This window comes from Arthrobacter crystallopoietes (genome assembly GCF_017603825.1).
In the GTDB taxonomy this organism is placed as follows: domain Bacteria; phylum Actinomycetota; class Actinomycetes; order Actinomycetales; family Micrococcaceae; genus Crystallibacter; species Crystallibacter crystallopoietes_B.
On record NZ_CP072014.1, the window covers coordinates 891007 to 914414 of the forward strand.

Here is a 23408-nt window from a genome sequence, read left to right on the forward strand (position 1 = left end):
CGAAACGAATGTGACGATGACCATAGCCTGAAGGTGCAGACAAAATTAACTTCCGATATCCGCCCCTTTACTTGCTGACCCCGAAGCGTGGCGCCAAGGACGGTGGGAACGGCAACGAACTGAACTGCGGCCGCCTGATTGAACAGCAGGCCGCTCAAACCACGTCCACCTGACGGCAGGAAATAATGCAGGCGTGTGCCGTCAACGGCCTGTACTGCTCGGCGGCAAGGACCCTACAGCGCTAGGTCGAAATCGGAGCCAGAAACCGCCGCAAGCACCACCCTCAAATCCGGTCAAGACCAGGCGTTTGCTTGGCCGCCGCCGCCGGACCGTCCGCTGTCCTTCCTATTTGCCAAAAACCTTTGAAGAATGAACCCATGATGTTCGAACACGACAACCCGATCCTTGAACTCACCGATGACCAGTCCTGGAAGTTGCTGAAAAATACCAGCCATGGCCGGATCGTCCTGACAGCAGCCGGCGAGACGGATATTTTCCCAATCAATTACATGGTGCACGATGCGGTCCTGCTCATGCGCAGCGCACCCGGCACCAAGCTCGCCGAAATCACCATCAACGAGAACGTGGTGTTCGAAACGGACGGTATCACCAGTGAAGAGGCATGGAGCGTCGTCGTGAAGGGAACGGCCCGGGTCCTGCAGTCCGGAGAGGAAATCGCCGAAGCCGAGAGCTTGGGCTTGAAAACCTGGATTCCCACAATGAAGGACTTCTACATCGAGGTGAAGCCGGAACGCATCAGCGGACGACACTTCATCCTGGGCGATCAGCCCGAGCGGTTCTAAGGCAAATCCGCAGGCAAGAATAGCTGGCCGGAGGACCCTTCGGGTTGGTCACTCTCCACCGGCCGGACTCCGGCTTAGGCTCTCGCCGTCCGTTGGTCGACGAGTGAACGAGAAAGCTCAAGGCTTAGCAGCTCTAACAGCGCAAAATGGATACATCTAACCTGATTGTCCCGAACCGTGATCGATCGCGAACGCCGATTACGGCGCATATGTTCAGCGCGTGAGGAAAGAGGCTGAGCCCGTTGATCTTCCTCCCGCAAGGCATGGCTGTTGTTTTGGTTGTGTAACCGGATGGCGCAGGCGGATGGAAAGTCAGAGGTAGAGGCGCAGGTCCAGGATGGAACGAGGCAATTGTTCGGGATCGGGGTGAGCGATGACAACTCGGATACCGTCCGGGTCTCGCGCTTCAACGAAAGTCACGCCGCCTGCTGAATGTGTGTAGGTGTGATCGCTCATTTCTTTCAGTAGCTTCTCGAAATACTCCAGCCCCTCCATGCTGTCGGTCGCCCACATCAGCAGATGGGGCCCGATGCCCGTCACGTGATGTGCGGCCCCTGTGCCTCGCTCAATCAAGTACACCTGAAATCCTCCGGAGGCCAGAAGAAGGGCTGCGCCTTCTTCCCGGATGGCCTGCTCGCAACCGAACACGTCACAGTAGAAGTTCACTGACCGCTCAAGTTGGGATACGAACAGAACTGATGAAACAACCCTCGCCGAGTACTCCATGGGGCCATTCTTGACCGCCCCCTGCAGTTTGGCCAGATCCAACCGGCCCTGTATCAGGCAGGCCTGAAGTTTCCGCTCCACCTCTCGTCATCGGGAATCGGAGAACCGAACACCTTCGTGGTGCGGCGCAGGTCGTCTGCGGCAAGGTCGCGAAGCCTGCCCAATTCGTCGAGCCGCTCTTGGGGAATCTGGTGCCGCTGGAACTGCTCCTTCGCATGCTTGAACTGCTTTTCGGCCTCTTTAAGGTTTGCCTGGGCCTGCGAAACCGGATCAAGGGTAACCATGGCTCCATGATGGCAGCCCTCGGCCCGAAGCCAGAAGGGTACGAGGTCCCCCCTTTTACAATGCCCGGGAACGGTCGAGGCCTCGAGGTGGCGGGATCGGCGGATGGGCCGGAGCGAGTTACAACGCGACGGACTGCATCCCCTCTGACCCAGACCATGGCCGCGAACGCCGATAACGCCGCATATGGCAGTCGAGAGGTTGCGGATGCCGATGCGCTCGTTCAGTGAGGCTACTGTTTCGGGCAGCTTCCTTCTTCGATGTCTGATTCCCGGCAGGGTTGCCAAAACACCGCCTTGGAACCGTAATAAGCGCACATGTTCTTTACTTAATCGGCTTAGGTATGCCTTACTAGACGGCGACCGTCCCGGAAGGATCCCTATGAGTTCGAACCCGTATACTCCCCCGTCATCCGCATTCCAGGCGAACCTGCGCGCGGACTACACCCGGTCGCTGACGCGCCGCATGCTTGCGGGCGAGGGTGCCATTGAGCTTACGGCGTACCGGGCCGGCGAGAGGCTCTCATCCGCGGTCCATGGCGTGTCCCGCTCCGGACAGCTGGTGATCGCGGACATCCCCAACCTCTTCCATTCGCTGGGGACGTTCCACGGCGCCGACGACATCGAGGTGCGCGCGGACATCGTCAAGGACTCCGCCGACCATACCCTCGGCCTGCGTCTGGCGTCCCTGCATCTCCTGGGCAAGCTGCGCTGGTGCCGGAATACGACGGAAGTTGCCGCGCTGGGCCTGCAGGGGCAACTGGCGGATCTCGTCCACGACGTCGGACCCCGTGTGCGGGTGGGCGTGGTCTCCACCGAGCGGATCCTGTTGCATGACTGCTCCGGCGTCACTGCCTACGGGGCAGCCATCGTGGCCGAAGCCGCCACCGCTGTCCCGTCAACCGATGCCCTGAATGATGCCGTCCTGACTACCGCCGCGGAGACCCTGGCCGACGTCGCCGATGCCGTGCTGGATGATGAACTCCCCGGTTGGACGGAGCGGCTCGACCTGCCCGGGGCCACGGGCCTTGTCACCGATCCGGCGCACAGCGTGGATGTCGACCAGCACTGTGTGACGGTGGCACGCTTTACCGGAGATCAGGCGTGGGTCGTTCAGGTGCCGCTGCCGTCGCCGCCCCATGCCGTATCAGCGCAGGACGGCGTCATCGCCTGGCACCATCTCCTCGACTCCCTGCCCACACGGCGTACCCTTGCACCGCGGCCCTGAAAAGGACCAAGCAGCAGCGTGCTGCGTCAGTTCAGGCCCGCCGGACGGAGGCGCGGCAGGTCAGGCGACCGTGTAGGTGGTGCAGGTGGCGGTGTCACTGACCTCGATACCCTCAGCCGTGCACATTAGGTCGGTGTTGTAGGAACATTCCAGACGATGGCACGCACCCACACGGCCTGGGTCAGCGGTAAGGGGCCGGCGGGCATCCAGCTGTACGAAGGTGCCACAGGAGGCCTGGGACTCGACCCCGGCGATCGTGATGGCCACAGCGTTGCAGCCATCATTGTTGTTGAAGGAGCAGGCGGTGGTAGCGCAGGAACGCACGGCAGTGGTCATGGTGCTCATCCTTGTCAGTCCAAGCCCAAGCGCTCGTACCCGGGCGATGAATTAAGAATAGTCCGCCCCGTGAAGCGCGCAAGGGGTTGCGTTCAGGGACGACAGCGTCGCGCCAAGTCGCCTTCTGTCCGAGATGTGCCGATAGCGGCGCATACGTCGGGCACCCTGACGGCCGACAAAATGCGGCCAAGCACTGAAAGATAGCCTGAATCCATTCGGTCCCGGTTTGGCGGCGACGCGGACGCCGGCAGGCTGCGAGGCCAAGTCGAGTCCCTCCTGCACCGCTCGGCCTAGGTACCGCCCGGCAACAATCCGCACTAACTGGCAGAGGCGTGCAGCGGATTCATCTAATATCAGGTCGGTCTTACTTTCCCGTCGGGCTTTCACCCACTCGTAGTACCCCCTCCCCTGGACCAGGTCGCCCGCTTGGCCGCTTCGGAGCGGAACAGGAATTTCTCCGGCACAGTCTCGCTGCGGGTTATCCAACCCTGCTAACGTCACCAAAAGACCCGCCTACGAGCAGCGACAGCGGCACTCAAGCGCCGATATCAGTGCCGTTACCGGCCTAGTTGGAAAGTCTGGTCAGAGCGTCGACACAGCCACAATCAACCGCGGATCAGTACGAGAGGTCAGCGCCAGCCGAGCTGCGGCGCCACATGCTCCAGGAGCGACTGGATGACGTGGACGTTGTAATCGACGCCGAGCTGGTTCGGGATCGTGAGCAGCAGTGTGTCTGCCGTGGCGATCGCCTCATCCTCGGCCAGCTTCGCGGCCAGCTCGTCCGGGGGACCCGCGTAGGAGCGGCCAAAGACCGCACGTGTTTTCTCGTCAATGTTGCCCACCTGGTCGGAGCTGTGGCGGTCGCGGCCGAAGTATTGCCAGTCGCGCTCGTCCGTCAGTGCGAAGATGCTGCGGCTAACCGAGACGCGCGGCTCCCGCTCGTGCCCGGCTTCCTTCCAGGCCTGCCGGTAGAGCTCGATCTGCTCGACCTGCTGGACATGGAACGGTTTACCGCTCTCGTCGTCCTTGAGCGTGGAGCTCTGCAGGTTCATGCCGAGCTTCGCAGCCCAGATGGCCGTGGCGTTCGAGCCGGAACCCCACCAGATGCGATCGCGCAGGCCCTCCGCGTACGGCTCCACGCGCAGCAGGCCCGGAGGGTTCGGGAACATCGGGCGAGGATTCGGCGCCGCGAAACCCTCGCCAGTAAGCACCTCGAGCAAACGCTCGGTGTGCCTGCGGCCCATGTCCGCGTCCGACTCGCCCTCGGCCGGGACGAAGCCGAAGTGGCGCCACCCATCGATCACCTGCTCGGGTGAACCCCTGCTAATGCCCAGCTGCAGTCGGCCACGCGAGATCAGGTCGGCCGCACCGGCGTCCTCCGCCATGTAGAGCGGATTTTCGTAGCGCATGTCGATCACGCCGGTACCGATCTCGATACGGCTGGTCCGCGCCCCTATCGCAGCGAGCAAAGGGAACGGGGACGCGTATTGCTGCGCGAAGTGGTGGACGCGGAAGTAGGCGCCGTCCGCCCCCAGCTCCTCGGCCGCGACCGCGAGGTCGATTGCCTGCAACAGTGCATCCGACGCGGTACGCGTGCCGGACTCCGGGTGGTCGGTCCAGTGGCCGAAAGACAGAAATCCGATGTTCTTCACACTGGAAACGAACGTGGTTGCGGGCAATTCTTATTCCCGCGGGGCCTCAGCCACGCTCCCCCTCACGCGGGCACGGGCCACCACGTGGGCGATACCACCCAGATATCCTCACTCACCAAGGGGCCCGGAGATCGCCAAATATCAAAGGCTCCAGAGGTCCATCGTCGATCAGTTTTCAGGCACACCGATAGATTGCCTCGTCACATAATCACTCTCGGGGAACGAGTCGATGAGCTCGATGATTCGTCCTGCCCACCCGCTGTTGGGTTCGATCACCCGGAGCAGGTAGGCCATCACAGCCAGAGCGTATATAGACCAAATGTGGCTCATGAACTTCCGCTCTAGCCTAAAATACGTACGACCTCATACGCCGGTTCACCAGTAAATGCTGCCCAGGGCAACAGGCTTTGGAAATCTGTTAGTGCGGAGCGTAGGTCCTCATGCAATTCGCCGAGGGGCCCTCCCCTGCGACGGTCCTTCATGGTCAAATGGGAAGGTTAGACCGGTTGCCCGAGTCCGACCGCGGCCTCGGCCATATGGAAGGAAGAACCATGACCGATCGCCAGGACCATCCCCCGATCCCCACCCCGGGAAGCGCCCAGGGCCTGGACCGCAAGGTTGAGGGTGGGTGCCCGGTCGCCCCTGACAGCGTGACCTCGCATGGCAGCGAGAGTGAGAACCCGGCGATCGACTCGCCGCAGCCCAAGGCGCACCGGCCGCGGACCGTCGCGGACTGGTGGCCGAACCAGCTCGACCTCTCCGTGCTGCACGCCCATAACCAGGCAGGCAATCCGCTCGGCCCCGCGTTCAGCTACCGGGAGGAGTTCCAAAAGCTCGACGTCGAGGCGCTCAAGCAGGACATCATCCAGGTCCTGACCACTTCCCAGGACTGGTGGCCTGCGGACTTCGGCCACTACGGCGGCCTAATGATCCGGCTGAGCTGGCACGCTGCCGGCACCTACCGCGTCCACGACGGACGCGGTGGCGCGGGGGACGGCAGCCAGCGGTTCGCGCCGCTGAACAGCTGGCCCGACAACGCCAACCTCGACAAAGCCCGGCGGCTGCTATGGCCGGTGAAACAGAAGTATGGCCAAAAGCTCTCCTGGGCCGACCTGCTAGTCCTCGCAGGCAACGTCGCCCTCGAATCGATGGGCTTCAAGACCTTCGGATTCGCCTTCGGCCGCGAGGATGTGTGGGAACCCGAGGAGATCTTCTGGGGGCCGGAGGACACGTGGCTGGGCGATGAACGCTACATCGGCGAAGGCCAGATGTCGGAGGAAGTCGGCTCCACCGAGATGGGCCTGATCTACGTCAACCCCGAGGGTCCCATGGGCAACCCTGATCCCAAGCTCGCGGCGACGTTTATCCGCGAGACCTTCAAGCGCATGGCGATGAACGATGAGGAGACCTTCGCGCTCATCGCCGGTGGCCACACCTTCGGCAAGACCCACGGCGCAGCCGAGGCTGACGCACACGTGGGCCCCGAGCCCGAGGCCGCAAACCTCGAAACCCAGGGCTTGGGTTGGCTCAGCACCTACGGGACGGGCAAAGGTGGCGACACGATTACCTCCGGGCTTGAGGTCACCTGGACGGACCGGCCTACCCAGTGGAGTAACCGCTTCCTGGAGATCCTGTTCGAGCACGAGTGGGAGCTGGTCAAGAGCCCCGCAGGCGCCAACCAATGGGTGGCCAAGGACGCCCCGGAGATCATCCCGGACGCCCACGACCCGGAGAAGAAGCACCGGCCCACGATGCTCACCACGGATCTGTCGCTGCGCTTCGACCCGATCTACGAAAAGATCGGGCGCCGGTTCCTGGAGAACCCGGACGAGTTCGCGCTGGTGTTCGCGAAGGCCTGGTACAAGCTGCTCCACCGCGACATGGGTCCGGTGGGCCCGCACATGTTCGGACCATGGGTCCCCGAACCGCAGCTGTGGCAGGACCCTGTCCCCACGGTGGACCACGAACTGATCGGCGAGCAGGACATCTCCTCGCTCAAGGCCCAGCTCCTGGATGCCCTGTCCGTCCCGCAGCTTGTCAGCACCGCCTGGGCGTCGGCCTCCACCTTCCGCAAGACCGACAAACGAGGTGGCGCCAACGGAGCCCGCGTCCGGCTGGAGCCCCAACGCAGCTGGGAGCTCAACCAGCCCGATCAGCTGGCCAGCGCCCTGCAGTCGCTCGAGGACGTGCAGCAGCATTTCAATTCCACTCAGACCGGCGGCAAGAAAGTGTCGCTGGCAGACCTGATCGTCCTCGGCGGCTGCGCAGCGGTGGAGAAGGCAGCCCGCGACGCCGGCTTCGACGTCACGGTCCCCTTCCGCCCCGGCCGCACCGACGCCTCGCAGGAGCAGACCGACGTCGAGTCGATCCAGTACCTGCAGCCGCGGGCGGACGGATTCCGCAACTACATCCGTCCGGGCGAGAAACTCCAGCCGGAGACCCTTCTGGTCGACAAGGCGTACCTGCTGGACCTCTCCGCGCCGGAAATGACAGCGCTCATCGGTGGCATGCGCGCCCTCGGCGCCAACGTGGACGGCACTGCCCACGGCGTCCTCACCGACAGGCCCCAGGTCCTGACCAACGACTTCTTCGTCAACCTCCTCTCTCCAGATACCCGGTGGAAGGCGTCGGAGGCCGAGGAGAACGTCTACGAGATCAGCGACGTTGCCACCGGCGAGGTGAAGTGGACCGCCACACCGGTCGACCTGGTCTTTGGCTCCAACTCCCAACTCCGCGCGTTGGCCGAGGTCTACGCGGGCGACGACGCCAGAGAGAAGTTCGTCAACGATTTCGTGGCAGCCTGGGTGAGGGTCATGGAGCTAGACCGCTTCGACCTGCACTGACCAAGGCCTCCGGGCCGGCTGCAGATGCGGCCGGCCCGGTACTGCCGCCACGGCATCCAGACGGTCGTGAACGCGCCGCCCTTGATAATGTTGCCCACCCAGTTCAAGGCGAAAGCGCCGATAACAGCGCCGGAACGATGCTGACGGGCTTCTCAACGGATCAGCTGCTGATTGCTCATCATCTGGTCACGGACTTGTTCCAGCCGCTGCTCGTCTATCTGCACGCTCTGTATTCGCCTCCACAGCGAGGCGCCTTGGCGTAGCTTTCGGATCACTGCGTTCACCTCCTTTTGAGCCAAGTAGTTGGGCATGACGTTTTCGGCGTCGGCGGGCTTGCTGGCGGTGACTTCGTCGTCGACGGCGGGGTCGGGAGCGTTGGTTCCGTCCAGGGCGCGTAGGCTGCCGGCGGTGATCAGCTCACCCCGGACGGCGTTTTGTTGGTCGGGTTGTGATCCCGCCCGCGACATTGACAGTGGGTCTGCAGACAAGACAGCCTGCGGTTCTGCCGATTCCTGCTTTTGTTCAGGCGGCCGGAGTGACCTTTCCGGAGCCGGTAAAACAGCTGAATCCAGCGGTTTCATGAGTGCTTCCTCTTTCGGTGGGTGTTCGACATGGACTCACTGCGCGAAGGGACTTGTGATCCTGCTGCGCGTCCTGGCGGCCAAGCGTTTTGGGGATGCAGAAAGCAGCGGGCCCTGCCCGTGCGACATTTACTGCGAAAGATGCTCATGGCGAAGGTCCTCAACGACTGACGTGAGGCCTCCGCTCGAAGGAGCGGTAGAAATGCGGTGGTTCTTAGGGAAGGCGGTTTAAGACAGAAACCGGCCCAAGAAACTGAAATCTAGTGCGCAGAAATGGCGGAGGCGGGGCGGACTTTGGCGGTAAATACGCCGCCGGGCGTCTTGAAAATATTCACGGAACCCACCTCCCTTTCATCTAGTGCGCCAGTAGAGACAATGCCCGAAGTAAAACCGGATTGAGAAAGATCAATCGGACTCATTTAACATACCCACGAAGCTTCTGCTTTGACCAGCGAGTTTGGGAACTTTCTTGAGAAACTTCTTCTTCCGCGGCGTGTTTCCTTCGACACGCCGACCGATGACGACGGCGGCTGTCGGCCAGGGCGCCAGTGGCAAGAGGGGCCGTGGCAAGAAAATACGTCGCAAGATGGACCGGCGCCGTCGAACACATTAATAGACTGACGTCAGCTTAATGGACTGGCCATGTCTTACCGATGGAGCAGGAATTAGGATGAACAATGCAGTCCCCCACGACGCCGCTCCGGATGCCCGGCTTGCTTCCTCACGTGTCATTGAACTGGATGCCCTGAGAGCCTTCGCACTGCTGGGCATTCTCTGCGTCAATATCTGGTTCTTTGCGGATCCTTATGTCATGACGGGCAATTCCAATCCCGATTTCCAGTCTGCCCAGGATGTGGCGATGAGATTTGCAGTCAGTGTTTTCTTCGAAGCGAAGTTTTACATCCTGTTCTCTTTCCTCTTCGGTTACAGCTTTGTCCTCCAGTGGGCTTCCGCGGCATCCGCCGGACAGTCCGAGGTACCCCGCACGTTGCGCCGTGCTGCCGGCCTTGTGATCATCGGCCTCTTCCACGGGCTGTTCCTGTTCCACGGTGACATCCTGTTGACGTACGGACTCGTCGGCCTCGTCCTGCTGGGCACCCGCATGATCTCCGCCCGGGCCGCCGCTGTTACAGCCGGCGTCCTCGTCGGAACCATGGGTCTGGTCATTCTGCTGCTGGGGCTGCTGACGGCAGCGATGGAGCCGACACTCGGCGAGTCCGACCTCCAAACGGTGCCACCGGCGTTCGACCTCGCCGGAAGCCCGGTAACGGTCCTGGCCCACAACATCTCGCTATACCCGATGACGATGATCGACGCCCTGTTCCTGCAGGGCCCGATAGCGCTCGGTGCGTTCTACGCCGGCCTGTCATGTGCCAAGAACCGGGTCATTGAGCGGGGCCTCTCGCGCCGTACTCTGATGATGCTGGTCGGCATTGCCCTCCCGATCGGACTGGTTGCGGCACTGCTGCAGGGGTACCTCGTCGATTACGTAGGCGGGATGGGCCTGCAGGTGGTCGCATTCGGAATCTCAACCCTGACCGGACCTATGCTGACCGCGGGCTACGTAGGTCTGCTGCTCCTGCTGTTCCGCACCCGGCCGGGCCATGCGCTGCGCAACGCGCTGGCGCCAGCGGGACAGTTGGCCCTCTCCAACTACCTCGGCCAGTCCGTCCTGATGCTTCTGCTGTTCACGGGCTTCGGCCTAACCCTGACCAACCAGGTGCCGCCGCTCGGCGTGCTCGGCATTGCCGCACTGATCTTCCTGGCGCAGCTGTTGCTCAGCTTCTGGTGGGTCAGGAAGTTCCGCTACGGCCCGATGGAGGCCCTGCTGCGGGGCGCAACCTACTGGCGGAAACCGACGTTGGGTTCCGCGCCTAAATATTCCAGCCGGTAACCGCGGGCGTCTTCTTGTCCCAACCAAGATTGCACACTGCGGCCGTCTCCAGGACAAAGCGCCGGCCCTCGATCGGCTCCAGTTGGAGCCAGCGTGCCGCGAGGACCCGTAGGAAATGTCCGTGTGCCACTAGCAGCACGTTCCTTTGCGTCAAAGGTGCCGCGGGAGCAGGTCCACTACCGGAAAACGGGGCAGCATCAGGAGTGTCCAGTACTTTGGCTATGACGTGGTCGGCCCGGTCCGAAACCTGCTGCAATGTCTCCCCGCGCACCACTCCGTGCGTCCAGATCAGGTAGGAAGGATCCTTCTTGCGGATGTCGACGCTGCGCTGGCCTTCATAGTCGCCGTAGTCCCACTCATGGGCATACGGGACCACCTCGGCGTCGGGGAAGCCAGCCAGCTCGGCGGTCCTTTGGGCCCGCTTCAAAGGTGATGTCAGTACTGAAGAAAAGATGATGCCTGACAATTTGCGTCCCGCGGCGACGGCCTGCTGTACGCCATTGTCAGTCAGTTCCAGGTCCGTCAGTCCCGTGTACCGATGGTTTTTGGACCATTCGGTCTCACCGTGGCGCACCAGCCACAGTTTAGGGAAGTCATGGGCATCAGCAGCTTCGGTCATGACAGACCCTTAGAGGAAGCAGCATCAGTGGTATCAGGAGTTTTGGTACTGTCGCCGGCAGCCTCGGGCTGCTCCGCCCACCAGCTCCGTAACTTCTGTTCCGCAATCTCCCGCTCCTGCGGTCCATTCTCCAGCCGCTCCTCCAGCAGGAACTTATAGGCGCGGCCAACCACCGGGCCAGGCCTGATCCCCAGCAAGGCCATGATCTGCTGCCCATCCAGGTCCGGGCGGACGGCATTCATTTGTTCCTGTTCCTGCAGGTTCGCAATGCGCTGTTCCAGATCGTCGTAGGCGAACGCCAGCCGCTCCGCCTTGCGGCGGTTCCGGGTGGTGACATCCGACCGGGTCAGCCGGTGCAGCCGTTCCAGCAGGGGGCCGGCATCGTTGACGTAGCGGCGCACGGCCGAATCGGTCCAGCCGGCCTCGCCGTAACCATAGAAGCGCATATGCAGTTCCACCAGGCGCGCCACGGCCTTGATTGTGTCGTTGTCGAAGCGCAGCTTCTTCATCCGCTTGGCCACCAGCTTGGCGCCGACTACTTCGTGGTGGCGGAAACTGACCGCGCCCGAAGGTTCGAACCGGCGCGTAGCCGGTTTGCCGACGTCGTGCATGAGGGCAGCAAACCGCAGGACGAAGTCCGGGGCCGGCACCGCGCCGTCGTCGTCGGTTTCCAGTTCGCACGCCTGCGACAACACGGTCAGCGAGTGCTGGTAGACGTCCTTGTGCCGGTGGTGCTCGTCGATCTCCAGCTTCAGCGCCGAAACCTCGGGCAGCACATAGTCGGCCAGCCCGGTATCCACGAGCAGATCGATGCCGGTCCGCGGGTCCTTGCCGTTGATCAGCTTGGTCAGCTCGTCGCGCACCCGTTCTGCCGAAATGATCTCGATCCGCTCAGCCATGTCCGTCATCGCCGCGGCCACCTCGTCCGCGACCGTGACGTTGAGCTGGGAGGCGAAGCGGGCCGCGCGCATCATGCGCAGCGGATCATCGGTGAACGACGCCGAGGGCTCACCGGGCGTGCGCACCACCCCTGCGTGCAGATCCTTGACGCCGCCGTAGGGATCGACCAGTTCCAGCGACGGCAGGCGCAGCGCCATGGCGTTCATGGTGAAGTCACGGCGGAAAAGATCGTCCTCGAGCGACTTGCCGAAGGCAACCACCGGTTTGCGGGAATCAGGATCGTACGCCTCGGCGCGGTACGTGGTGATCTCGATGGTGTGCTCGCCCTTGCGCAGGCCGATAGTGCCGAAGGCCCGGCCGATTTCCCAGAAGTTGTCGCACCACTTGCGGATGACGGCGATGGTGGCGTCCGGATCCGCATCGGTGGTGAAGTCCAGGTCCGGCGACACGCGGCCCAGAAAAAGATCCCGCACCGGCCCGCCCACCAGGGAGAGCTCGTGCCCGGCGTCAACGAAAAGCTGACCCAGTTCGACAACAACTTCGGGCAACGGCAGAGCGGACGTCTCGGGATTACTTGCCGAGCCAAAAAGGTGAACCATAGTGATTTAAGGGTGCCAGAAACACGCGGGCGATGTTTAACAATCTCCGCGCCATGTCCTACGAGCACAGCACTCGATTAAAAATCGTTAGAGTGGACTGCATGGCACATCCGGTCCCGAGCGCTCCGAAGCGCACTCCACTGACAGCGTCAGTGGGCAGTGCCGCGCCCGGACACCATTCCCTGCCCACCGTGGAGGAAGTTTCAGCCGGCGGAGTCGTGGTGGACACTTCCACCAAGGAATTCCGCGTTGCCATCATTGCCCGCTTCAACCGCGGCGGCCGGCTCGAGTGGTGCCTGCCCAAGGGCCACCCCGAAGGCGAAGAGACAAACGCCGAGGCAGCGATCCGCGAGATCGAGGAAGAAACCGGCATCCAGGGCGACGTGCTGGCCACGCTCGGCAGCATCGACTACTGGTTCACGGTCAGCGGCCACCGCGTGCACAAAACAGTCCACCACTTCCTGCTCAAGGCCACCGGCGGCGAGCTGACCATCGAGAACGATCCGGACCACGAGGCCGTGGACGTCGCGTGGATCCCGCTGGCGGACTTGGGCCGGAAGCTGTCCTTCCCGAATGAGCGCCGGATCGTGGACCTGGCGCGCGAAGTGCTGCCCGAGTACCTCTGAGCGATACGCACGTCGCGGTAACTGCTCGGTGACACGCCGATGACCGGCCAATCACACTGCGATGGCTGCCCGGTGACGGTGCGATGGCTGCCCGATCACACTTCGATTGTTTCCGCGTGACGCCAGAGGGCCGCGTTGCTGGACGTTCGCTGAACAGATCCTGCCCCGCCAAGTGAGACGATAGACAGCGATGTCTGACATGGAAACACAAAGCACAGCGCGCGCCAGCGCCGTCATGGCCGCCGGGACCTTGGTCTCGCGCGTCCTCGGGTTCGTGCGTACGTCGCTGCTCGCCGTCGCCATCGGTGCCAACACCACCATGGGCGACATCTTCGAAAAAGCGAACACCATCCCGAACATCATCTACCTGCTGCTGGCCGGCGGGGTGTTCAATGTGGTGCTGGTTCCGCAGATTATCAAGGCCAGCAAAAACAACGACGACGGCGGGGCCGACTACATCTCGCGCCTGTTGTCCCTGACGCTGCTGGTGCTGGCCGCCATCACGCTGGTCGTGACGGCGCTTGCCGGGCCGATCATCCGCCTGCTGACGCGGGACTGGACGCAGGGCATGCTCGAGCTGGGCACCATCTTCGCGCTCTGGTGCCTGCCGCAGATCTTCTTCTACGGGCTCTACGCCGTGGTCGGCCAGGTCCTCAACGCCAAGAGCCGCTTCGGCTGGTACATGTGGGCGCCAGTGGTGAACAACGTCGTCGCCATCACTGTGCTGGTTCTCTACATTGTGCTGTTCGGGTCCTTCTCCCGCGCCACCGACAGCCCTGAAGCCTGGACTTCCCAGCAGACCCTGCTGCTGGCAGGTGGCACCACGCTGGGCATCATCCTGCAGGGCCTGGTGCTGCTCTGGCCGCTCAGCCGGTTGGGGCTCGGACTGAAGCTGAAGTTCGGCTGGCGCGGCATCGGCCTTGGGCGCGCGGGCAAGGTGGCCGGCTGGACGCTGGGCACCATGGTCGTGGGCAACTCCGCGTACCTGCTGTACGGCACCATCGCCTCCAGCGCCACGGCCGGGCGTCAGGAAGTCGAGGGCTCGGGGGCCGGGGTTGCCGGCGAGTACGCCCTTAATACCGCGACCCTGATCGCGATGCTGCCGCACTCCGTCGTCGTACTTTCAATCGCCACGGTGCTGTTCAACCAGCTCTCGCGATCCCAGGCCCACGGGCAGCTGGACGAAGTCCGGCAGACCGTGAACTCGGGCCTGCGGAGCATCGGCGTTGCCACCATGTTCGGCGCCGCCGTGATGGTGGTGCTGGCCGGACCGCTGGCACGACTGTTCGCGGGCTCGGGCCCAACCGCCCCCGCTTCGGCCGCCGCGATGGGCCAGCTGCTGGCCGTCCTCGGGGCCGCGATGCCGTTCATGAGCATCTACTTCTTCCTCGGCCGCGTGTTCTACGCCGAAGAGGACGCGAAGACGCCGCTGGTCATGCAGTCCATCCTGTCCGGCACCTGCGTGGTCATCGCGCTGGTCATGGCACAGCTGATGCCCGCCACCGAGATCGTGTTCGGCCTTGCGGTGCTTTTCGCCGTCTTCCATATCCTGTCGGCGCTGCTGGCGCACTTCTTCACGGTCCGGCGGGTGGGCGATTACGGCGCCGGCCAGGTAGCCGAGAGCTACATCCGGATCGGTTACGCGGCCCTCGGCGCCAGTCTCGCCGGCGCAGCCGCGCTGTGGCTGTTCGGCGGTTACCAGGTCGGCGGTTTCGCCATGGTTTCGATCTTCAGCGCCATCGTGACCATCGCCGTCTGCGGCATCGTCATGGCGCTGGCGTACCTGCTCCTGCTCAAGGCCCTGCGGGTGGCCGAACTCCACGATTTCCTGCAACCAATCCTGAGCAGGCTACCGGGGCGCGGTTAACAGAACCGCAAGCCACCCGGTACCACCCGGTAGCATGTAACCAAACGTCCAGGGCGCCCAAACGCCCAACTATTCCGCCTGGAGGAACACGTGCCGCAACCAGTAGATGTGGGGACCTTGCTCGGCGGCCGCTACAAGGTCACCGCGCAGATTCTCGCGTCCGCCGAACAGGACCTGGTGCTCAACGGCGTGGACCAGGTCCTCAACCGTCCGGTCAGCATCCTCGTCGCCGCGCCGGAGAATGCCAGCCAGGCGGCCATGAGCGCCCGCGAGATCGCCACGGGCGAGCGTGCCGGCAGCGTGCAGGTCCTGGACCTGGGCATCACGGACGGCTACACGTACCTCATCACCAACCAGGCCGAGGCGGCGGACCTCCTGGACCTGGTCATCCAGCAGGATGCCGCTCCCTACGTCGAGCCGTTCTTTACGGACACCCTCGGCTCGGAGATCTTCGGCCAAGCCCGCTCGCGCGAGCCGGAGCCCTATGACGAGGATGACTACTACGAGGAAGAGTACGACGACGAGCCGCGCACTAGCCTCCGGGAACGCCTGAACAAGCTGGACCTGCCCAAACTCGGCCGTTCAAACAACGACGGCGGCGCCAAGCCTTTGTTCGGCCGTCGCCCGGGTGCCGGTACGGCGGCCGGAGCCGCAGGCGCGGCAGCCGGCGCCGCTGCAGCTGGTCACTCGGGAACCGGTACGGTCGATGACCGCACAACGCACTTCGGGCGTCCCCAGGCAGACAGCTCCGCGCGTGCAGGCAGCGTCCCCCCGCCGCCCCAGTCGCCGCCGCAGTTCTTCGACGACAACAACCATCCGGTTACCGCACCGGTGGACCAGCCGCGAACGGAACACCGCGAAAATGGTGAAGCCCCCAAGGTCAGCCTTTGGTCGGTCAACGATTACTACGAGGACCGGCCGCAAACCTCCTATCAGCCCGCCGCCGAACCTGCCGCACCGGCCCCGCCGGCGCACAATGCCCGTTCAGAGAAAGACGAGTATGTCCGCTCTGCTTCGATGTTCCCCGCTGGAGCCCGCGGCAATTCGAGGTCGCGCGAAGAAGACTACGAATACGACGAATATGACGACGACGAGAACAACAGCCCGAAAACCTCGCGGCTGCTGATCGGCGGCTTGCTTGCCGTCCTGCTGATTATCGCCGTCGTCATTGCGGTCAACCAGCTGAATCTGTTCCGCGGCGGCCCCGTTGCAGGCGAGAATACCGAAGAGAACAATTCCGCGCCGGCCAATCCGGGTGAAACGAAGGCAGCAGAGAGCGATCCCGCCGAAGATGCCGTAGTGGAGCCCGCAATTGCCGGCCTGGAACGGCTAGTGCCCGATATGCCCAGTCTCGACGCGGAAAACGACGGCAGTCTGCCGGAGGCCATAGACGGCAACCCTGCGACGTACTGGACCAGTTTCCAGTACCAGTCGGACCAGTTCGGCGGTTATGCCTCCAACATGGCCCTGGTTGTCGAACTCGAGGAGTCCTCGAGCATCAGCACCATCGAGCTGACCCAGCTCAGTGGCAGCGGCGGCAACTTCTCGGTGATGCTTAACGATTCTCCGACGCTGGAGGGTGCCCGGCAGGTCGCCCAAGGCAGCTTCACCGCCCAGAAGGCCACTATCCCCGTTCCGGAAGATGAAGGCGCCGCGCCGAAGGCAGAGTACGTCATCATCAACTTCACCCAATTGCCCAGGCTTTCCAATCCCCAGGGCGGTCCGCCTTTTGGTATTCGTATGGCGGAGATCGAAGTTTCGTGATGGCCTCCAGCCGTGCCAGGTGCCCCGCGGCGTCCAGCACGGAATAAGCTTGGCACTTCGCTCGTTGTGACAGTTGGCTAGACCCGGTCAGGACCGGCCGCTATCCGGGCATGACACCGTAAAAACAGGAAGAGGTTCACAAGCAGTGAGCACAGATACCACCACGTCCGTGCGGGACGTCATCATCGTCGGCTCCGGCCCTGCCGGTTACACGGCAGCTGTCTACACGGCGCGTGCCAACCTGAAGCCGCTGCTGATCGCCAGTTCCGTACAGGCCGGCGGTGAACTCATGAACACTACCGACGTCGAAAACTACCCAGGCTTCCCCGAAGGCATCATGGGGCCGGATCTCATGGACACCTTCCAAAAGCAGGCCGAGCGCTTCGGCACGGAAATCCTGTTTGAGGACGTCACCGAACTGGAACTCGATGGCCCCATCAAGAAGGTCACTATCGGCACGGGCGAGACATTCACAGCGAAGTCCGTCATCATCTCCACCGGCTCCGCCTACCGCGAGCTGGGCCTGGAAGATGAAAAGCGGCTTGCGGGCCGTGGGATCAGCTGGTGCGCAACCTGCGACGGCTTCTTCTTCAAGGACCAGGACATCGCCGTCGTTGGCGGTGGGGACTCAGCCATGGAGGAAGCGCTCTTCCTGACCAAGTTCGCTAAGTCGGTCACGGTCGTCCATCGCCGGGACAGCCTTCGTGCCTCGAAGATCATGCAGGACCGGGCGCTGAACCACGAGAAGATCAAGTTCCAGTGGAACTCTGCAGTCACCGGCATCGATGGTACCGACAAGGTAACTGCACTCAGGTTGACAGACACTGTTGACGGGAGCGAGAGCGTGCTGCCCGTGACCGGTGTGTTCGTGGCCATCGGCAATGATCCCCGCGTGGAACTCGTCAAGGGCAAACTGGACCTGACGTCCGAAGGCACCATCGCCGTTGACGGTCGGTCTTCCCGGACGTCTCTCGCAGGCGTCTTCGCGGCCGGCGACGTCATTGACCCGACCTACCGTCAAGCCATCACCGCTTCCGGCTCCGGCTGCGTTGCAGCCATCGATGTCGAGCACTACCTCGCTTCCCTTGAGGATGCCGAAATTCCGGTAGCCGAGCCGGCCACCGTCTAACCCAACTGTTCAGAAGGAGAATTATTATGAGCAACGCTAAAGATGTCACGGATGCCAGCTTCGACGCTGACGTCCTGAAGTCCGACAAGCCCGTCATCGTCGACTTCTGGGCCGAATGGTGCGGCCCCTGCCGTATGCTGACGCCCATTCTGGACGATATTGCAGCGGAACACGCCGGCAAGGTCGAGGTCGTCAAGCTGAATGTGGATGACAACCCTGCGACCGCCGCTCAGTACGGCATTACGTCCATCCCCGCTGTCTATGTCTTCAAGGACGGCAAGGTGGCCGCCACGTCAATCGGCGCCAAGCCGAAGCAGGTTATCGAGAAGGAATTTGCTGAGTTCCTCGGCTAGAAATTATGGATAACGACGCTGCAGACCAGAGTCTGCGCCGTTCGGATACTAGCCGGCGCGTGGTGGCCCTAAGAGAAAGGCTGCTGCGCGCCGGCATTTCCATGGCGTATCTGGCACCGGATCAGGTTAACGATCCGACGGTTTTCGACGACCATGTTGATGCTGCCGTCCGCACGTTCCAGCAGAACCGTGGACTCATGGTGGATGGCGTGGCAGGTCCAGAAACACTAAGGGCGCTGGGCGAAGCACAGTACAACCTGGGCGACAGGCCTATGTTCTGGCAACACGGTATCGACCACACGCGGGGAGATGATGTATCGGAGCTCCAACGCCAGTTGTCCTATCTCGGGTTTTATTACGGCCACATAGACGGCGAGTTCGGCGAACGTACTCATCTCGCCGTGCGGGAACTCCAGCAGAACCTCGGTCTTGAACCTACCGGCGTCGCGGATGCCCCCCTCATCGGAGCGATGGCACGCGTGAACCGCAGCATTAGTCCGAGTCATGCCTTCTCGCTCAGGGACTATGAACGGCTGAACCAGGCTTCCGCAGCGCTCAAGGGCCGCGTCGTTTGTTTGACCGCCGGTCATGGAACCTCCTTCCAATCTTCCGTAACCGACAAGGCAAGCGGACGCCCTTTGACTGAGAAGCTGGTCGCATCCGATGTGATGCGCCGCGTTGAGAGCATCCTGTCCGGCCTCGGGGCAGAAGTAACTGTGGTGGCTGCTGGGGACGAGAAGGCTGCGGACAACCGTGTCCAGTTGATTCGTAAGGTGTCTCCTAGTTTGAGCATCTCAATCAACTGCGATTCGCTGGATCAACCACTGGCCAATGGTGTCTCTGCCTTTTATTGGGGCAAACCGGAAACAGGAGAAATTCGTTCTCCAATCGGTCACCGGGCCGCTGAATTAGTCCTGAAGGAAGTTCTTGCCCGGACTACGGCAACCGACCTGGGGATCCACGGACGCAGTTGGGACATCTTGCGACTGACAAGCATCCCGTCAATCCAACTCGATATCGGTTATCTCAGTAATCCTGACGAAGCCGGCAGACTGGCAGACCCTGTCTTCCGTCAGGTACTGGCTGATGCCATCGTTATAGCTATCCAGCGGCTTTACTTGCTGGAAGAGGATGACGAACCGACAGGTACCTTGGCACTCGATGACGTGCGGCGTTTCAACCCTGAGCGTTGAACCAGAGTTTCACGTGAATCGTTGCCTTGCCAGTTGCGGCCATGGGCCTTTCCCCGGGGACATTGAGTGGGTTTCCAGCATCATGCCGTCGATCCAAACCTGAGCTCTCGCTTGCCGCTATCGGTTGCCCTCCGCGTCTCTGACTACCGCCAGTAGAGGAGAAGGCTCATCTTGGATGGGATACCGGCGGGGCACAAACCAAATGCGACACTCCTGACACGCGCGCTGCTTCCACTACTAAGGATGAGTGCTCGCATTATCGGGGCATCCGATCGAAGTTCACCACCCCTAGGGGCACGGGAAGGCATGCAGCATGTCTGAAATTCGAGCGTTTGATGCGTCCCAATCAGGAGCAGGCCGCGACAGACTGAATGTTCCGCAATCCTCGGCGCTTCAGGGTAGGGGAAGTGTATTTGAGTCCTGTAGGACTCGTCATAGCCATAACCGTTGCCTCCGACTATTTCCCGCGACAGCTGGCGGCTCCCGGCTCCTGGCTGCTCCGGCTACACATATCGATCCATCCAAGGCCGATCGTTGAGACGCGGTGGACCCGCCTATCCAGGATCATGCCAGACAACGAGATCCGAAAGAGGTCGATCCACCGGCTTCCGAGTAGCTCACGCTGATGGTTGTCAGTATGTTGGTGATCGCGGCTCGCCGCGGGTGGGAAGAGTTTGCTCCCAAGATGCGCGTCGCTGCTCCAGGTGAGGAAGACACCGACACTGCGCAAGCCGAGATTGTGTTGCTGGTAGCAAGTCTTGTCATCAACGGCTGCCCCGCATCTCGACAAACTGCGAGGACCGGAAGTGGCGTATGCCCGCAGTTCCTCGAGGTTCCACGTGAAACGGCACTGACCCGCTGAAATCTCATATCATCGACAGGAGGCCTGACATGTGGAAATTCCATCGGACTGGTCTAGCGCAGCCGTATCGGCCGTGGATGTTCTTCCCCTGTCCACTCAACACCACATATATATGGTGCAGGCTCCTCACTGAGCGATGATGGCCGGCGGTGCCCAGCAACATTGGTGGCCGATACGCCCACCCGTCCAGATCGATTAGCTAGCAGCCTGCAGGACACCTCGCGGCAGCTTCGCTCAGGTGCAAAATGCCCCTGAACGGGATTCAATTTGAACCGCCCGTCAAGACGCCGACCGTTCTGGATCGCCGGGGTCTCTATTCGCGATAGCCCTTGCAGTAGCTACCGACCCTGCAGCTAGGAACCCCCGAACGCAAGCTCCAGACGGTTCGATTGTCCTAGCGGTCGTCCTGAGATGGAGGGGACGGTGCCTGCCGGATTTGACTTCTATAACCTGTCGTGGTTTCACGTGGAACAGCTGACTCAATACCATTCGACATCCGGGTCAGTCGTCGACCACACCCATTCGCCTGTCAGAGGACGGCTCACGCAAATTGCTGGCCGACTTGGGTCACAGACAGCGCGGCTATCAGCACTGCATGCCCGTATATGGCTGCAAAGCTCTAACGGGAAGGTGTGTTCCCGCAGAACTCCCGGGATTGCAGGTTCGGGCAGCTCCGGTTTGTGTCCTTGGCTACGGCAATTTCGGTTGTTCAGCGAGACGAACCTGGACCGGTGAACAATACCAACCTCGGCTACGTGTTCGCGTCCTGTCGTATTCCCGGATTCTTCTGTTCCGGAGTTGGCCAGAGTGCGGAATCGAGGCGATCCAATAGGGCATTACGACCTCAACCACTACTGCGATGTCGTAGACGTTGACCCATCCGCTTGTTTGCTTAGCGGGTGCTACCTCATCCTTCTGGGACGGCCGCACTGTAGCTTCTGTCGTCCCCTCAGTTCGTTCGCCAAATCCGCGGTTACAGGTGTCTTGATCGTTCCAGGTGCACTTTCAGCTGCCCGAAACTCACATTCACTCGCCACGCTGCGTTCAAGCGGAATGCCCCGTGCATCTCCACACTGCAACGAACCGGTAGAAGGGCCAGCGTGTTTTGCTGTAAATAGCGAGAGGTCTCTGCTGCTTTGTTGCCAAAGTTCCACGTGAAACTGTGTAAGCAGGTGGCCCGCTGATTCTGATCACTCTGCGCTACTCGTATACGCAGCCGTACGAGGTACTTGCACCCGACTCTGCTTCGGTGAGCCGCCGCTGCAAGATAGTGCCGGCATGTAGCGTGTTGAGAAAATTTGAATCGGTAGCATTCCGCGTGACAAGTGCCTGTCGCACTAGGACCACACCTATAGTGGTTCACTGGCACTGACCCGGTTGAGAGAATCATGCAATGCCGAGTACAGTCGCCTTTCTGTGCTCCCGTCTCCACAACGCAAATTGACGGCGGTTCCAGAGAAGGAACATAGATTTAGGCCGTGCGTTTGAGGAGCTGCAGCTGCCGATCACCTTGACCTATGCCCGGGGGCGCCAGCTTGGGATCTTTCAGCTGTGTCCCTGTCTCCAGCTGGACTGCTGGATCTCTGCGTTCTCCGCCATGCCATGTGATGCAATGAGGAGAGTGCGCAGTACGGTCATACATGTGTGTCGCCGCTTGCACCCGGCCATTGCGTACATGTACCACGTGAAACCATGCTTCGCATGAGAACATTCGTCGAGCGCTTCGGACCAAACGCTTGCCTGGTTGCTGGGCGCTACAAGAAGTCAGGTCGGAATTTTGCGAATCGGCGCCGTGGAGAGGGACCGCAAGCACAACGTGGCTTGGTCCCTCCATCTACACGGAAAGCAGGCCTCAACTACCTGCCCATACGGGGACTGAGAGTTACACGCTGAAGCATCGCACTATCTGCTCGCCGGCAGCGATGTGATGAACCGGTAGGACAAAGATTGGGACAGAAGGACACATATAATAAGCGCCAAAGAAGTGCCCCGAGACCAACTACCCAGTCCAACTTGCAGAGACGATGCGTTCCACGTGAAACCAGCAGTGCGTTTCCCGTTTCCCCTACACGCGTGCTGGTGCCGGTGGGAAATCACCAGGAGAGGGGCACCATGATGCCAATGACTCGCATACGCCTCTGGTACGCCAAAATTTATTCCATCGTCGAAAGTCTTGAGCAGCAGTCGGCTACTCCGCTTCATTGCCTTCCTCAGGAAGTTTAGTCGGGACTACTATTCACTGGTGCCCCAGCCCCTACCGAGCCGAACACATGCTCCGGCCGCTGCGCTCCACGAGGCTTAGGCCGAATCAGCTGAACTTGCCTTCGCTACGTCAAACTACTTGACTGGCTCTTTTCGCAAATTGGTCGGGTTGAGGAGATTCCGAACTTTGTCTTCCGCGTTAGGTCGTCGCAGCCCGTGCGATTGAGGTACCTTCGGGTTTGGCTATACTGCCGAGATGCTTCATGTGTCTCACTTGTCGGGAGGACGGTGCCCACCGGAAGAGGCACAGCGCGGCCGTGCACGTTTCGCGTGAATCAACACTGCGCCGATAACGGGCGGTTCCGATAATAGACCCTCGTGGCCTAAGTTGAACTCTTCCGAGAATGCTCTGGTCCGATCCCCGTGACGCAGTAACGACATTTGACGCGCGAAGACGTACGGCCCAACCTCGGATTCCAACTGGAACCGGACCCAGCAAGCAGCCCATGGATGACGCCACCACGAGCTAGCTGCCGGTGAGTACTCCCTACTTGGAGAATCCTGGATCCGTCGCGACTGACACCGACTCAAGGACGGCGCGCATCGTATGTTGCGGGGGTAAAGTGCGTTTTGCAACTGCCCGCGACGACGGAGTCGCCCGCAGGCTGTTGGATCTTGCCTTCTTCTCCAGCCGGGCAGTCGCGGTGCGGGCACGATACTGGACACGGATGAACCGGCAGGTAGCTAGGGCTATCGCCCCGGGATCCTGGCGAAAGCGGATAGGATCCATCTCCAACCGGCATTCAAGAGACGGCGGCGATACGGCTGATCGTCTGTGGGTAGCCTCGATGACCATGAGAGCTCTGGCGGAAACAGTCCACGGGCAACCATATGGGCAGTTTCTATCGGCCGTCAGTGCGCTGCCAGCCCAGGCGCACTTCGTCGCATGT

Annotated in this window: 17 protein-coding genes; 10 read left to right on the plus strand and 7 right to left on the minus strand. The window is 61.7% G+C overall.

Annotated elements, in window-relative coordinates; all coding sequences use genetic code 11:
• Positions 1-377: 377 nt before the first annotated feature.
• On the plus strand, positions 378-803 hold the full coding sequence (locus J5251_RS04120; RefSeq protein WP_074700315.1) for a pyridoxamine 5'-phosphate oxidase family protein: 426 nt from the start codon (positions 378-380) through the stop codon (positions 801-803).
• A gap of 312 nt (positions 804-1115) precedes the next feature.
• On the opposite strand, the gene J5251_RS04125 is transcribed toward J5251_RS04120, so the two are convergent.
• Together J5251_RS04125 and J5251_RS04130 are read right to left on the minus strand one after the other, a co-directional pair.
• On the minus strand, positions 1116-1529 hold the full coding sequence (locus J5251_RS04125; protein ID WP_074700314.1) for a VOC family protein: 414 nt from the start codon (positions 1527-1529) through the stop codon (positions 1116-1118).
• 53 nt (positions 1530-1582) lie between these two features.
• The gene (locus tag J5251_RS04130; RefSeq protein WP_074700313.1) at positions 1583-1813 is read right to left on the minus strand and encodes a hypothetical protein; all 231 of its coding nucleotides are present in this window, start codon (positions 1811-1813) and stop codon (positions 1583-1585) included.
• Positions 1814-2192: 379 nt separating this feature from the next.
• On the opposite strand from J5251_RS04130, the gene J5251_RS04135 reads away from it, so the two are divergent.
• Positions 2193-3038, plus strand: a complete 846-nt coding sequence (locus J5251_RS04135; RefSeq protein ID WP_139006354.1) for a hypothetical protein — start codon at positions 2193-2195, stop codon at positions 3036-3038.
• 60 nt (positions 3039-3098) lie between these two features.
• Here the strand turns inward: J5251_RS04135 and J5251_RS04140 are convergent, their stop codons facing one another.
• Positions 3099-3374, minus strand: coding sequence for a DUF1540 domain-containing protein (locus J5251_RS04140; protein ID WP_139006355.1), 276 nt, complete (start codon positions 3372-3374; stop codon positions 3099-3101).
• A 629-nt stretch (positions 3375-4003) separates the two neighbouring features.
• A complete protein-coding gene (locus J5251_RS04145) occupies positions 4004-5026 on the minus strand; it encodes an LLM class flavin-dependent oxidoreductase (protein ID WP_208575288.1) in 1023 nt (340 codons plus the stop codon).
• Positions 5027-5577: 551 nt separating this feature from the next.
• Here J5251_RS04145 and katG point away from each other — a divergent pair.
• Positions 5578-7869: a catalase/peroxidase HPI gene (gene katG / locus J5251_RS04150; RefSeq protein WP_208575289.1), complete on the plus strand. Its 2292-nt coding sequence runs from the start codon at positions 5578-5580 to the stop codon at positions 7867-7869.
• A 152-nt stretch (positions 7870-8021) separates the two neighbouring features.
• On the opposite strand, the gene J5251_RS04155 is transcribed toward katG, so the two are convergent.
• On the minus strand, positions 8022-8450 hold the full coding sequence (locus J5251_RS04155) for a hypothetical protein (protein WP_208575290.1): 429 nt from the start codon (positions 8448-8450) through the stop codon (positions 8022-8024).
• Positions 8451-9120: 670 nt separating this feature from the next.
• Between J5251_RS04155 and J5251_RS04160 the strand changes: the two genes are divergently transcribed.
• Positions 9121-10344, plus strand: a complete 1224-nt coding sequence (locus J5251_RS04160) for a DUF418 domain-containing protein (RefSeq protein WP_208575291.1) — start codon at positions 9121-9123, stop codon at positions 10342-10344.
• On the opposite strand, the gene J5251_RS04165 is transcribed toward J5251_RS04160, so the two are convergent.
• Positions 10325-10963, minus strand: a complete 639-nt coding sequence (locus tag J5251_RS04165; RefSeq protein ID WP_208575292.1) for a histidine phosphatase family protein — start codon at positions 10961-10963, stop codon at positions 10325-10327. The genes J5251_RS04160 and J5251_RS04165 overlap by 20 nt on opposite strands.
• On the minus strand, positions 10960-12462 hold the full coding sequence (locus tag J5251_RS04170; protein ID WP_208575293.1) for a CCA tRNA nucleotidyltransferase: 1503 nt from the start codon (positions 12460-12462) through the stop codon (positions 10960-10962). The genes J5251_RS04165 and J5251_RS04170 overlap by 4 nt, the downstream gene beginning before the upstream one ends.
• Before the next feature lie 101 nt (positions 12463-12563).
• Between J5251_RS04170 and J5251_RS04175 the strand changes: the two genes are divergently transcribed.
• The 6 genes from J5251_RS04175 to J5251_RS04200 all read left to right on the plus strand — a co-directional run bounded on the left by J5251_RS04175 (position 12564) and on the right by J5251_RS04200 (position 19394).
• The gene (locus tag J5251_RS04175; protein WP_139006361.1) at positions 12564-13088 is read left to right on the plus strand and encodes an NUDIX hydrolase; all 525 of its coding nucleotides are present in this window, start codon (positions 12564-12566) and stop codon (positions 13086-13088) included.
• A gap of 199 nt (positions 13089-13287) precedes the next feature.
• Positions 13288-14955, plus strand: coding sequence for a murein biosynthesis integral membrane protein MurJ (gene murJ / locus J5251_RS04180; RefSeq protein ID WP_208575294.1), 1668 nt, complete (start codon positions 13288-13290; stop codon positions 14953-14955).
• A 90-nt stretch (positions 14956-15045) separates the two neighbouring features.
• Positions 15046-16719 carry an ABC transporter substrate-binding protein gene (locus tag J5251_RS04185; RefSeq protein WP_208575295.1) on the plus strand — a complete coding sequence of 558 codons (1674 nt, stop codon included), beginning with the start codon at positions 15046-15048 and terminating at the stop codon, positions 16717-16719.
• A 145-nt stretch (positions 16720-16864) separates the two neighbouring features.
• On the plus strand, positions 16865-17848 hold the full coding sequence (gene trxB, locus J5251_RS04190; protein ID WP_208575296.1) for a thioredoxin-disulfide reductase: 984 nt from the start codon (positions 16865-16867) through the stop codon (positions 17846-17848).
• A gap of 26 nt (positions 17849-17874) precedes the next feature.
• Positions 17875-18201 (plus strand): thioredoxin, encoded by a 327-nt coding sequence (trxA, locus tag J5251_RS04195; RefSeq protein ID WP_074700288.1) that lies wholly within the window; start codon positions 17875-17877, stop codon positions 18199-18201.
• Positions 18202-18206: 5 nt separating this feature from the next.
• Positions 18207-19394, plus strand: a complete 1188-nt coding sequence (locus J5251_RS04200) for an N-acetylmuramoyl-L-alanine amidase (RefSeq protein WP_208575297.1) — start codon at positions 18207-18209, stop codon at positions 19392-19394.
• Positions 19395-23408 lie beyond the last annotated feature (4014 nt).

Bases quoted from the DNA above. Each gene is read 5' to 3' on its own strand.
- trxA (WP_074700288.1), top strand. From the start codon at position 17,875: ATGAGCAACGCTAAAGATGTCACGGATGCCAGCTTCGACGCTGACGTC.
- J5251_RS04130 (WP_074700313.1), bottom strand. From the start codon at position 1,813: ATGGTTACCCTTGATCCGGTTTCGCAGGCCCAGGCAAACCTTAAAGAG.
- J5251_RS04165 (WP_208575292.1), bottom strand. From the start codon at position 10,963: ATGACCGAAGCTGCTGATGCCCATGACTTCCCTAAACTGTGGCTGGTG.
- J5251_RS04135 (WP_139006354.1), top strand. From the start codon at position 2,193: ATGAGTTCGAACCCGTATACTCCCCCGTCATCCGCATTCCAGGCGAAC.
- katG (WP_208575289.1), top strand. From the start codon at position 5,578: ATGACCGATCGCCAGGACCATCCCCCGATCCCCACCCCGGGAAGCGCC.
- J5251_RS04155 (WP_208575290.1), bottom strand. From the start codon at position 8,450: ATGAAACCGCTGGATTCAGCTGTTTTACCGGCTCCGGAAAGGTCACTC.
- J5251_RS04120 (WP_074700315.1), top strand. From the start codon at position 378: ATGATGTTCGAACACGACAACCCGATCCTTGAACTCACCGATGACCAG.
- J5251_RS04140 (WP_139006355.1), bottom strand. From the start codon at position 3,374: ATGACCACTGCCGTGCGTTCCTGCGCTACCACCGCCTGCTCCTTCAAC.
- J5251_RS04160 (WP_208575291.1), top strand. From the start codon at position 9,121: ATGAACAATGCAGTCCCCCACGACGCCGCTCCGGATGCCCGGCTTGCT.
- J5251_RS04170 (WP_208575293.1), bottom strand. From the start codon at position 12,462: ATGGTTCACCTTTTTGGCTCGGCAAGTAATCCCGAGACGTCCGCTCTG.
- J5251_RS04200 (WP_208575297.1), top strand. From the start codon at position 18,207: ATGGATAACGACGCTGCAGACCAGAGTCTGCGCCGTTCGGATACTAGC.
- J5251_RS04125 (WP_074700314.1), bottom strand. From the start codon at position 1,529: ATGGAGTACTCGGCGAGGGTTGTTTCATCAGTTCTGTTCGTATCCCAA.
- murJ (WP_208575294.1), top strand. From the start codon at position 13,288: ATGGAAACACAAAGCACAGCGCGCGCCAGCGCCGTCATGGCCGCCGGG.
- J5251_RS04175 (WP_139006361.1), top strand. From the start codon at position 12,564: ATGGCACATCCGGTCCCGAGCGCTCCGAAGCGCACTCCACTGACAGCG.